At 44.0% G+C, this 12,175-nt stretch carries 9 protein-coding genes; 7 read left to right on the top strand and 2 right to left on the bottom strand.

The features are described from left to right. Positions 1-17: 17 nt before the first annotated feature. The 4 genes from CXF83_RS04430 to CXF83_RS04415 all read left to right on the top strand — a co-directional run bounded on the left by CXF83_RS04430 (position 18) and on the right by CXF83_RS04415 (position 5,103). The gene (locus CXF83_RS04430; RefSeq protein WP_101092428.1) at positions 18-1,442 is read left to right on the top strand and encodes a solute:sodium symporter family transporter; all 1,425 of its coding nucleotides are present in this window, start codon (positions 18-20) and stop codon (positions 1,440-1,442) included. A 66-nt stretch (positions 1,443-1,508) separates the two neighbouring features. Continuing rightward, positions 1,509-2,540 (top strand): UDP-glucose--hexose-1-phosphate uridylyltransferase, encoded by a 1,032-nt coding sequence (locus tag CXF83_RS04425; RefSeq protein ID WP_101092430.1) that lies wholly within the window; start codon positions 1,509-1,511, stop codon positions 2,538-2,540. 235 nt (positions 2,541-2,775) lie between these two features. Continuing rightward, entirely contained in the window at positions 2,776-3,933 is a 1,158-nt protein-coding gene (galK, locus tag CXF83_RS04420) for a galactokinase (RefSeq protein WP_101092432.1), read from the top strand. 138 nt (positions 3,934-4,071) lie between these two features. Beyond that, entirely contained in the window at positions 4,072-5,103 is a 1,032-nt protein-coding gene (locus CXF83_RS04415) for an aldose epimerase family protein (protein WP_101092434.1), read from the top strand. A gap of 42 nt (positions 5,104-5,145) precedes the next feature. On the opposite strand, the gene CXF83_RS04410 is transcribed toward CXF83_RS04415, so the two are convergent. Further along, positions 5,146-5,565, bottom strand: a complete 420-nt coding sequence (locus CXF83_RS04410; protein WP_101092436.1) for a hypothetical protein — start codon at positions 5,563-5,565, stop codon at positions 5,146-5,148. 541 nt (positions 5,566-6,106) lie between these two features. Between CXF83_RS04410 and CXF83_RS04405 the strand changes: the two genes are divergently transcribed. Next, on the top strand, positions 6,107-6,841 hold the full coding sequence (locus tag CXF83_RS04405) for a substrate-binding periplasmic protein (RefSeq protein WP_157822935.1): 735 nt from the start codon (positions 6,107-6,109) through the stop codon (positions 6,839-6,841). A 356-nt stretch (positions 6,842-7,197) separates the two neighbouring features. Here the strand turns inward: CXF83_RS04405 and CXF83_RS04400 are convergent, their stop codons facing one another. Then, positions 7,198-9,711, bottom strand: coding sequence for a S8 family serine peptidase (locus tag CXF83_RS04400; RefSeq protein ID WP_101092440.1), 2,514 nt, complete (start codon positions 9,709-9,711; stop codon positions 7,198-7,200). A 479-nt stretch (positions 9,712-10,190) separates the two neighbouring features. Here CXF83_RS04400 and CXF83_RS04395 point away from each other — a divergent pair, with 479 nt between their 5' ends. Beyond that, the gene (locus CXF83_RS04395) at positions 10,191-10,616 is read left to right on the top strand and encodes a curlin (protein ID WP_101092442.1); all 426 of its coding nucleotides are present in this window, start codon (positions 10,191-10,193) and stop codon (positions 10,614-10,616) included. Between the two features lie 14 nt (positions 10,617-10,630). Further along, positions 10,631-12,142: a curlin gene (locus tag CXF83_RS04390; protein ID WP_101092444.1), complete on the top strand. Its 1,512-nt coding sequence runs from the start codon at positions 10,631-10,633 to the stop codon at positions 12,140-12,142. Positions 12,143-12,175: the final 33 nt, after the last annotated feature.

Here is a 12,175-nt window from a genome sequence, read left to right as displayed (position 1 = left end):
GATAATAAAGGATAGACATGGAACAAGTTATTCAGCTGGTCATATTTTTGGGGTTAACAGCATTAGTCGGCCTAATCACTTATCTGAAGTGCCGTAAAATAGTGCGAGACAGCAGCGACAGCAAAGACTACTTTCTTGCTGGCGGCGGCTTAAGCTGGTTTGTCGTTGCAGGTTCACTCATGATGACCAATATCAGTGCCGAGCAGATTGTGGGCATGAATGGCGCCCAAACCCTATTGATTGCCTGGTGGGAAATCTCCGCAGCAATTGGCTTAATCATTCTCGCTAAGTGGCTGATCCCCATCTACTACAAGTACAATTGCACCACTACAACTGAGTTACTTGAGCGTAAATACAATGACAAAGGGATCCGCGCAATGGTCTCAGTGCTGTTTATGCTTGGCTATGCCTTTATCTTGCTTCCTGTGGTGCTTTATACCGGCTCACTGTTTATGAAGTCAATGTTTGGCTTATCCATTTCAGTCATCGCTCTAGCCATTATTTTTGCCATTGTGGGTGCCATCTATGCCATTTTCGGCGGACTACGCGCGATTGCGATATCCGATAGTTTAAATGGCATTGGCTTGATACTCATGGGCATTGTGGTGTCTTATCTAGCATTAAACGCCGTCAACTGGGATCTCTCTGGTGTGCCCATTGAGCGACTGACACTGATCGGTGATGACCAATCTGATATTCCATGGCACACCTTGCTGACCGGCATGATCTTCATTCAAATATTCTACTGGGGCACCAATATGGTGATCACCCAACGAGCGTTAGCGGCAAAGTCTGTCGAAGAAGCACAAAAAGGCCTCTATGCCGCAGTAGTGATGAAACTAATCATTCCAATTATCGTCGTGTTACCCGGCATTGTGGCTTACAAACTATACGGAGACATAGGTGATGTGGCCTACGGTAGATTAGTCGGCGATATACTACCAAGTTGGATGTCTGGCGCATTTGCCGCCGTAATGGCAGGTGCGGTATTGAGTTCATTCAATTCATGTTTGAACTCAGCAGCCGCATTGTATACCTGTGACATCCACCAAAATTATATCAACCCAAACGCTAATGTGAAAAAGATTGGGACTCGGGTTGCTCTCGTCTTTACCCTAATATCGGTGGCATTGGTGCCTGTATTTGCAGAATCGAAGAGCATTATCTCTTTGCTGCAACAGCTTAATGGCTTGTACTCCATGCCAGTGTTGGCGGCATTTATCTGTGCGCTGGTGTTTAAGAATGTCAGTGCCAAGGCGATTAAAGTCGGTTTAGTATTTGGGGTATTAGTTTATGCAGTGTTTACCTTTATTTGGAGCCCATTCCACTTTATCCACATGATGGCCATCACTCTCGTTGCCACTATTTCAATGACACTGTTTTTAAGTCGATTTGTGTTCTCAGCGCAAGCAGACATCACTCCGCTGACGGCTAACTCATAGCCAAAAAGAATCGCAGGGTCTGTGCATTACAGCCCTATTAAACACATAATATAAAGGATTAGTGAGATGTTTGATCGTGATGACCACCCCCACAGACGTTTTAACCCGCTAACCGAGCAGTGGGTGTTGGTTTCCCCACATCGAGCAAAACGTCCTTGGCAAGGGCAAAGGGAGTCAACAAGGGTAACGACCACAAGCAAATACAATGCTGAATGTTACCTTTGCCCTGGCAACAAAAGAATAAGTGGCGAGCGAAATCCAGAATATAGTTCACCGTTTGTATTTGCTAACGATTTCCCGGCACTCACATCAGACACGCCGCCCGCACAGCAAGATGATCCACTTTTTGCGTTGCAATCTGTTACTGGCACCAGCCGGGTTATCTGCTTCTCTGCCGATCATAGCCACACCCTACCTAAGCTTTCTATTGCACAACTTAGCGCTGTATTCGAATGCCTCGCCAAAGAAGTCAGCGAGCTAGGTAAACACTATCCTTGGGTGCAAGTGTTCGAAAACAAAGGGGCGGCAATGGGGTGCTCCAACCCACATCCCCACGGCCAAATATGGGCCGTCAGCGAGTTGCCTAATGAGGCTGTAACCGAGACCCGTACACAATTGGCATATTATCAACGTCATCAACGCAAAATGTTGTTTGACTATGCCAGTAAAGAAATAGCCAACACCGAGCGAGTCGTCATAAACAATGATGACTGGCTAGTGGTGGTGCCTTGGTGGGCGACTTGGCCATTTGAAACCCTGATTTTACCGCGCTTTGAAGTCGCTCACTTAGACAAACTTACGACCAGCCAGCAAGTTTCATTAGCGACCATAATCAAGTCATTAATGACACGATACGACAACTTGTTTAACACCAGTTTCCCCTATTCTATGGGCTGGCATGGAGCCCCGTTTGACCAGCAACCTCACCCGGAGTGGCAATTGCATGGGCATGTGTATCCCCCTCTACTGCGCAGTGCCGATGTAAAGAAATTTATGGTGGGTTACGAGATGCTAGCTGAAAGCCAGCGAGACTTAACAGCTGAACAAGCCGCAAGCCTACTACGAGCTCAGTCTGAAGTTCACTATGAAAATCAATAAAAAACTCAGTTACATATCAGGTAAAGTCGTGATATAAAGCTGATGAAGTGTAAATAAACATTACAGCTCACGGACAGGGTAACCCAGTAAACGGTTTATTCACTTTCATTAGCAAACGACTTTACGCCGCCACTAAACAGTTAGGTACAAACCGCTTGTTAAACATTAAACGGTTATTAATAAGCTAAAGCAGATATCGCTTTCAACAGAATGACAACTTTCGGAAAAGTAAACCATGTCCAATCCAGCTCAACGAGCCAATAAACTTTTTGTACAAACATTCGGCACCCTAGCTGATACGCTCTATTTTGCTCCCGGAAGAGTCAATTTAATAGGCGAACACACCGACTACAATGACGGTTTTGTGTTGCCAGCAGCGATAAACTTTCACACCATCATTGCCATAAAGCGTCGTGAAGACAGCCAGTTTCGCGCAGTTTCTGATGCCTTTCCTGGCGAGATGAAAGAATGGACCTTCGGTGAAGAAGGTAACAAACCAGAGTCACCAGAATGGGCTGATTACCTTAAAGGCTTTAGCTCGGCTATGGCGATATCAGGCCTCGCAACCAAAGGTATGGACTTAGCGATAGTCAGTAACGTGCCTCTCGGTGCAGGCCTCTCCTCTTCTGCCGCGCTAGAGATTGCTTTTGGGACAGCGATTAATGATGTAAACCAAATACAACTGTCACCTCTGGCGATTGCCCAACTGGCTCAGCGCGGTGAAAATCACTACGTGGGTTGTGCATGCGGTATTATGGATCAAATGATCAGTGCGCTGGGTCAGCAAGATCACGCATTATTAATAGACTGCCTTGATCTCGATAGCGAGGCTGTCAGTATCCCCGAAAACTTAAGCCTGATTATTATCAACTCTAATGTTAAACGGGGTCTGGTTGAGTCTGAATACAACCTGCGCCGCGAACAATGTGAACAAGTTGCTGAGCACTTCCAACTAGACTCGCTGCGTCACCTTGAACTCGCCGACCTTGAAGCGGCAAAAGACCAGCTCAGTGATGTACATTATCGACGTGCTAAACATGTCATTACCGAGAACCGTCGTACTCAAAATGCCGCATGGGCACTGGAGTCGGGCAACATTTCGCAGCTAAGCACATTAATGGCCGAGTCACATATCTCTATGCGTGATGATTTTGAAATCACCGTACCTGAAATTGATTTTCTGGTTGAGATAGTATCGAGTGTCATCGCCGAAAGAGGGGGGGTACGGATGACTGGCGGCGGTTTTGGTGGCTGTGTCGTCGCCTTAGTCGATCATGAATTGACCGATGCTGTCGTCGAAATCGTTGAACAACAATATTTGGAAAAAACAGGCATAGAAGCCACTATCTACTTATGTTCCGCATCGGATGGTGCCAAACGGCTCGATAACTAACTTGGTAATTAGCTCGACAATAAGCACGGTAATCAGGCACTAACAGCTGGCGAGATGAATACGTATTCATCTCGCTAAATAAAAATATTAACCGCAACATAGCACGCTGTAAAACTTCGCTTTTAACAAGGATAAACCATGGTACGCTTTCGCCCTCTAGCCCCTTGGAACGATCCTCGCGGTGACCAAGTTGAACGGATTATCATTGACAACGGCATCCTCGCGTTAGAGGTTCTGAGCTTAGGCGGGATCATTCGATCATTGTGGACCCCAGACCGAGATGGCGAGCGTGGCAATATCGTTTTAGGTTGTGACTCGGTCAGTGACTATTTAGCCCAAGATGCACATCTAGGCGCTATTGCTGGCCGTTATGCCAACCGCATTGCCCACGGTAAATTCTCAGCAGATGGTCAGCAATATCAACTTGATATCAATCAAGCCAGCAATTGTCTACATGGCGGTAAAGAGGGGTTTAATCGTAAGCACTGGCATTTAGGTCAACTGCCAGATGGGGTTCGCTTAAGCTTGGTGAGCCCCGATGGCGACATGGGATTTCCCGGCAAGTGCACTGTTCAATTAGACTATCGCCTTGTGGGAAAGAACCTTTACATAGAGATGCTGGCAAGTACCGACAAAACCTGTCCAATAAGCCTCACGCAGCATAGTTACTTTAACTTAGACGGTAGCAACAGCAGTTTACAACACGCTCTGCAAGTAGACTCAAACCAGTATCTGGCGATGAACGATGTTGGTGTACCCACTCAAATTTGTGAAACCGTCAATAGTGCCCTCGATCTGCATCAAGCCACACAGTTACAGTCGTTTATAGGTGCAGAAGAGTTTACTGCCACATCAGGGATTGATCATTGTTACTTATTACCCCAAACCGAACCACAACTGCAAAGATTTGGTCGTTTGAGTTCGGTAATAAGTGGCCGTGGTATGACGCTCTACACTAACCAACCGAGTGTTCAGGTCTACGGCGCTAACTTTTTGCAGGGTACGATAGGAAAAAACCAACAGCGGTTATCGCAATATCAAGCCGTATGTTTAGAACCTCAACAAATACCGGATGCACCTAACCAACCCGAAATAGCAGGTGACGGCTTAACGAGACCAGGCAAAATTTATCATCATATCAGCCGCTATCAGTTTGATAGCGAAGCTTAAAAAAATAGCGCTAAAGCGCTGTTTCTCGTTAGACTAACGATGTTAGTCATCCAAATCATCATTTGACCAACCACGATCAAAATCATCGTCATTAGTTGATTCTGTCTCTAACTCTGCTTCTGGCTCAATAATGGGTTCAGGTTTTGGTTTTTTAGTCACGCTTGCCTTAGGATTATTCGCTTCTACCCAGCCTGAATGCTTCTCCATAAATGCTTCTCGAGCAACATTCCACGCCGCTCCGTAATGTTCTTCCGCGGTTGCTAAGGCCGCAGCCGATAGCTCATGCAAATGAGGTTTAACAATCCCTTCCTCATACTCAATAATAGCGTCACGCGTCGTGTTATAAAAGTAGACTCTACCCGCCGGAGCCTCGGGAAATAGTGTGTCATAAATGACCACGGTATTACCACGTGAGGTGATCAGTTCACCGTACCAAACTGGTTTTTTTGACGAATTATACATCGATGCCAATGCCCTTGAATCAACACATACCCAAAAAATATAAAGTAAATATTGCTTTCATTTACTTAAGTTTACTCAATGACATACCACTGAGGTGTTAGCCTTATGTTTGCCGTTTACTGTCTCTATTTCAGTAGTACAACTTATAGGTTTATCATCAAGAATTTGAAAAACATTTCATGCTTTTTATTGCTATTATCGAATTTAGTTCAAAGCCGTCGTTATTCAAGTTTTTATCAGAGAATAAATTGCAATAATGCGATATAAAATACTAATCACTTTTATATCAACAGCTTAACTTAAACTAAAAATGATACATTTAAGTTAATCTGGAGAGCATAGTGCTCTGATAACATGACAGAATGATGTTAGGCGGGAAACCTGTCACTAAATTCAACCTCAGTGTGAAACGCTTGACCCCCCTCTCAAGCAGAGCATCTAGCACGATGTAAATTAGATCTCGTTAATTTACCAGCGTCTTAAACTTTTATTTGCTAAACTGCAAAATAATTTCTCATACAAAAGTGCTACAGATATTATTTTGAAGCTTAAATTATTAATCATTTTGTGTTTGAGCTTTCCAGTCCAAGCAGAGCAGATTGTTATCGCGTCAGATATCTGGTGTCCCTATATCTGTGCAAACAATTCGGGTTATTTTGTCGAACTCACTCAGCAAGCATTTTTAACGGTGGGAGTTACGGCTAAGTTTGAGACTATTCCATTTAAAAGAGCCTTACGACTCGCGCAAAGGGATAAAATTCATGCCGTGCTGGCAATCAACCAAGAGTCTATTAAACGCTGTAAATTACAAACTTCCAATATAGTATTAGGCCAGAATACCAATGACTTTTACGTGCATGCTTCCAATAGCTGGCAATATTCAACATTGACCGACCTTGAGGACAAAGCGGTCGCCAGTATTTTAGGATATAACTATGGTGACGAATTAAATCAATATCTAGAACAAAGTCCTCTCAGCTTTTATGCCTCTGGTGAATCACCATTCAAAACCAACTTAAACCTGCTCATAAAAGATCGCGTCGATGTGTTGCTGGGAAACCGCTATGTGGTAGAACACACTGCACAAGTATTTGGCTACTCGGAGGATATTAAGTTTGCTGGTAGTGACGGGAATTCTACGTCTCTCTATGTTGGCTTTAGTCATAAAGATCTTGAAAAAAATTACCAACATAAGTTTGCCGAAGGGATAGAAAATATCAAGCAGTCTGGCCAATATCAGGCCATTTTGAAGAAATACCATATCGAGCCTTGGTAACCTCGCAACTCCATATGCTCATAAAAAAGTCGAACCGTTAGACCCTATTTTTCTATTAAAATTATAATTTAATGACTTTTTCACCCATGCATTGGATCAATTCAGTGTGGGTCACATCATCTGGTGCTTTACCGTTAAGCAAGTTATGTTCGCTATCACATTGACCACTACCAAGTGCGAGTAATAGCCGCTGATGTTATTGAAGGCATGCTGGGTTTCGCAAATATCAACACAAAAACCTGAAGTTGTTCGAGGTGAGTTCTTTATTTTAAATAACGACTCACTCATCGCTAAAGTTAACAGCAATAAAAAAAGCGGCCCGGAGACCGCCAAAAGACAAGTTAACTAATAATTAGTTAGAAAGTCGCAACGATAGGTTCTGAACACAAGCTACTGCTGGCTTCACAAACCTTGTACTCAACTGATGCAGCAGCATCGCTGAAACGATCGCGGTAACGACCGTCATTTGCAGTTGTCGCAATGGCATTGCCATCACGATAAATCACCACTGACTCACCAGATGCGCCACCCCATGTTAAGTCAACTAATGCACTGCCACGACGAGATAACTTAGCTCTTGCCACTCCAGCAGTAATGCTATGCTCAAACACTTCGACACTCATGGTCGCAGAATCACTGTTGCCTTCTGCATCTATAACAGTCATCGATACAGTGTAAGTACCTGCTGTATCATAGGTATGAACAGGGCTCATCTCTGTTGACGTTCCAGCATCACCAAAGTCCCAGCTATAGCTGACAATATCGTCATTCATATCTGAGCTTGCGTTTGCAAAGGTGACATCTAAACCATCAATGGCATAACTAAAGCCTGCCACTGGTGCCTGCGGCGCTGCATCACCAACACCTGAGATCACCATTCCCCAGCTATTTAAGGTACCAGTATCGGATCCAACGTTATCATTAACCGCTAATGTCCACGTACCTGTCGCCATTTCTCCATTAAAAGCACTTAAGTCCCAGCTCTTAACGATGTCATCCGCACTACCACCTTCACGGTTATGCAACACGGCTTCGGTTCCCATTGGTGAAGTTAATGTCACGGCTAAATCACCAATCCAAGAGTGAGAAATATCAACGTCTGCATTCACCCCAAAGACTTGAACATCATCAGTAATAACAATCGTGCTCACCAAACCTGCAAGGTCATTATCTGGAATGGCTACTGACTCATCATTTGCGTAAGTGAAGTCCTGAATACCTTGTGGTAATACCGTCAGTGATACAGCTTTACTCTTCACTGTACTGCCATCGTCACCCGATACTGTAATGGTGTAATCTCCCCATAACGCATCAGCAGCCGTGGCAACATCAACGGTAAAGCTATCACCAGTCACTACGCTGTCGCTTGAAAGTGACACTCCCGCCAAAGCCGGACTCACATCAACAGTCAACGCAACGGTGCCATCCCAACCTGCTACACTGCCCACACTAAAGTCAAAGCTTGCAGCACTGCCAGCTTCAACAGTTTGTGCCGTAGGAGAAACACTAAAGCGATAGCTTGGTTCTGGATCGGCAAGATCAAGCGCATTTGCTACGTTTAATCGTGTTCCTGCAACTGTTTTCCCCGTCAATCCTGCATTCACATCGCCAGAATCCATTAGTAGCTGCTTCATCTCTAACGGGGTCAGGTCAGGATTAATAGACCAAACTAATGCCGCTGCTCCCGTCATATGAGGGGTAGCCATCGAAGTACCAGAATAAGTCGAATAGGTATTACCTGGTGTTGTAGATAAAATAGCGGAACCAGGCGCTCCCATATCGACACTCGTCAAACCCCATTGTGAAAAGCCTGACATATTGTCATTTCGATCAGTACTGGCAATTGACATCACAACATCAGAATCATAGCTGGATGGATAATGCGGGCTAGCATCGTTATCGACAGCATCGTTACCCGCTGCAGCAAAGAACAATATCCCTGCATCACCGGCAGCTTCAATAGAGTCTTTTACTGCTTGGCTAAATCCACCACCTCCCCACGAGTTGTTTGTCGCTTTAATATCAACCCCATGGTTTAACTTAAGATCTGTCATATAGTCGATACATGCTATGGCATTTGCTGTAGAACCTGAGCCACTAGCATCAAGGAACTGACACCCTATAATGCTGACATCCCAGTTCACACCAACAACACCAACACCGTTGTTACCCTTCGCTCCGATAGTACCTGATACGTGAGTACCATGACCGTTACCATCCATGGGATCACCACTGTTGTTAACAGCACTAAAACCGTGAATATCATCGACAACACCATTACCATCATCATCAATACCATTACCGGCTATTTCATTAGGGTTAGTCCACATATTAGCTTGTAAATCAGGGTGGTTATAATCAACACCCGTATCAATAACACCCACGACAATATTGGTATCACCGGTCGTGATGTCCCAAGCTTCTACTGCATCAATATCGGCATCAGTAGTTCCGCCATCTTGCCCTGCATTATTAAGCCCCCAAAGTGAAACAAAATCAGGATCATCAGGCGTGCCAATCGCTTTTAGTACATAGTTTGGTTCTGCATACTTTACCGCTGGATGGCGACTAATCATTTTGATTGCTTTCGCAACATCTGAGCCTGAGCGCAGTGAGAGACGAGCCAATTTTCCGCCAAGTAAGTTTGAAAAACGATCGTCTACGCCATCAGCATTGATATCACGAACTGAGCCTCGTACTAATCGCTGTGCTGAAGCACGTTCGCTCATCGTAGTGTTATCTTTATAAACAACAATGAGTGAGTCTTTCACTATTTCATGCTGTGCAGGCCCCTTTGCATAAACAGGTGCCGATGATACGGCAATAATGCCTGCGATTGCCGAAGCAAGTGGTGTCAGTTTCTTAAACATATAACAGTCTTCCTATTAATCCTTTAAATTTCCCCGAACCGGTACTGCAAATGCTCTGAGTGCCATCCATAGCCACATAAAATACTGACCGCTGAAAACACTTTGCGCATATCCGGAAATTGTTAACGTAGGGATTGTTGCCATAGCCACTCTGTTTTTAAAAGAGCCCCCCAACCCTTTAACACTTAATTACTAATCCCATGGCATTAGTAATCTCTTCCGCATTCGTAAAATAATTAAATAAACACTATATTTTTCAACAGAAAATTACCGAAATTAACAAATTTCCATGTCGGTAGCTTACGTTGAATAAATAGACCTTTTTCTGATTGCTGCAAAAATTCAGCACTGTAGCTTGAGTCACTTATCTGGCGAGAGCTGTCATATACAGTCCCTTACCAGCAAGCCGTAAAGCAGGATTAGTAACTTAAACATTAAGTTTTCTACTGCCTATTTACACCAATACCAAGGGGCGTTAAGTGTCAGTTTTTAAAACGATTGGACTCACCATTGCGCTATTGCTGCACTCAGTGCCGACAAGCGCTACTGAACTCAACAATCAGAGCACCGAGCTACCAATAACACTACAAACACTGCTTGAAAGTACTGGCCGAGAAAATGTTATTAACCTCGTTCAATTAGGTGTTCTAAACCATGCAAATCTGAGTCAATCAGGCGCTGGTAATGGAGCAAACTTAATCCAAATGGGTAGCAACAACCACGCTGACATTATCCAGTATGGTCAAGATAATGAAGTTGAACTTTTACAAGCTGGAGCTGATAACCGAGCTAACATCACCCAAATTGGTAATGATAATTTAGTGCAGATTAATCAGTTAGGAAGTGCCAGTTTTTCGATTGAACAGATTGCAGACGGCGCAGCAATCACAATTACTCAATACTAAACAGGGAGCATCTAATGAGATCGCAAACAAAAAAAACCATGATTGCACTAGCGATTACCGCAAGTTTTAGCCTTAGCAGTAATGCATTTGCCGACACATCAAACACGGCCACAATTACACAAACTACCGTTACCGCTGGCAGTGTTGTGGGTCAAGACGCCACTGTGATCCAAACTGGTGACTTACATATCGCAGACGTCAACCAACAAGGTGATAATCAATCTGCAATCGTGATCCAGAATGGAGTTTGGATAGAAGCTTATGTTGACTCCAAGGGTAACGGCAACACTGTTGACGTCGACCAGGCTGATGATTGGCATATAAGTACCACTAATATTGATGGCAACGACAACAAAGCAACGGTCATGCAGCTCGACTTCTTTAACGAAAGCACCACTGATATCACTGGCAACGGCAACACGAGCGACGTGATGCAAGACGGTGCTCAAAATGAGGCGGTTGTTGAGCTCTTAGGTGATGAAAACACGAGTGTTGTGAACCAAGAGGGTAGCAGTAACTTTGGTGTTTTTAGAGTTGAAGGCAATGGTAACGATGGTGACATCACTCAAATGGGCGATAACAACGTTGCCGGTTTAGTGTCGTTAGACATTACGCCAAACGTTGGTAATAACAATGATGTTGAAGTCTACCAAGAGGGTAATGGTAACTTAGGGGCTGTGAAAGGTGTGGCCGGTGACGACAATAATTTTGTAGTCTCTCAAGAAGGTGATAACAACACAGGTTTTGTATATTCGCTGGTTGGTTCAGAAAATGAGATTGAGATTGACCAAGTTGGTAATAGCAATACGGCATACTTTGCTTTTACCGCTGGTGATGACAATGACATTGAAGTGAATCAAGACGGTAACACTAACACGATTGGTGATTCCTTAACTGCTGAAATTCAAGGTAGTGATAATGTCTTGCGTGTAGACCAAGATGGCAATAATAATGGAGCTGAATTTCAGATCCTAGGAGATGAAAATAACATCTCTTTAGATCAAGAAGGCGAAACTAACTTTGCTACATTCGCCGCTTATGGCGATGATAACGACATCAGTATCATCTCCGATGGTGACAATAACACCGCTGTTGCCTTTACAACTCTGGATGACAACCAAATTGAGATCTCACAAGAAGGCGATGACAACTACAGTTATGCTGACGTGACAGGTTTTGGTAACGAAGTCGATATCGAACAAGATGGCAACGAAAACGAAGCCTTAGTAACAGTGGTCGGTTTTGACAATACTGACGTTGAGATGACTCAAGATGGTGATATTAACCTCATTGATTTGATTATTGTTGGCGATGAAAATAGCGCGTTAATAGCTCAAACTGGCGACGGCAACTGGGTCGGTGGCGAATCTGAAGAAGCGTTCCGAGTTGATGGCGTAAACAATAGCCTAACGATTGCACAAGTAGGTAATGATAACTTCGTAAGTGGTTCTCAAACCGGTGCCAATAATGCGATTTCAGTCAGCCAAACTGGTGACTTTAACAGTGCGACAGTAATGCAAAACTAAATTATTCATCCATTAAAAAGGGAGCTTAGGCTC

The sequence above is a fragment of the Shewanella sp. Choline-02u-19 genome (genome assembly GCF_002836205.1).
Lineage (GTDB): Bacteria > Pseudomonadota > Gammaproteobacteria > Enterobacterales > Shewanellaceae > Shewanella.
The sequence above is the reverse complement of the archived record's forward strand: the minus strand, read 5'-3'. Positions and strand labels throughout refer to the sequence as shown.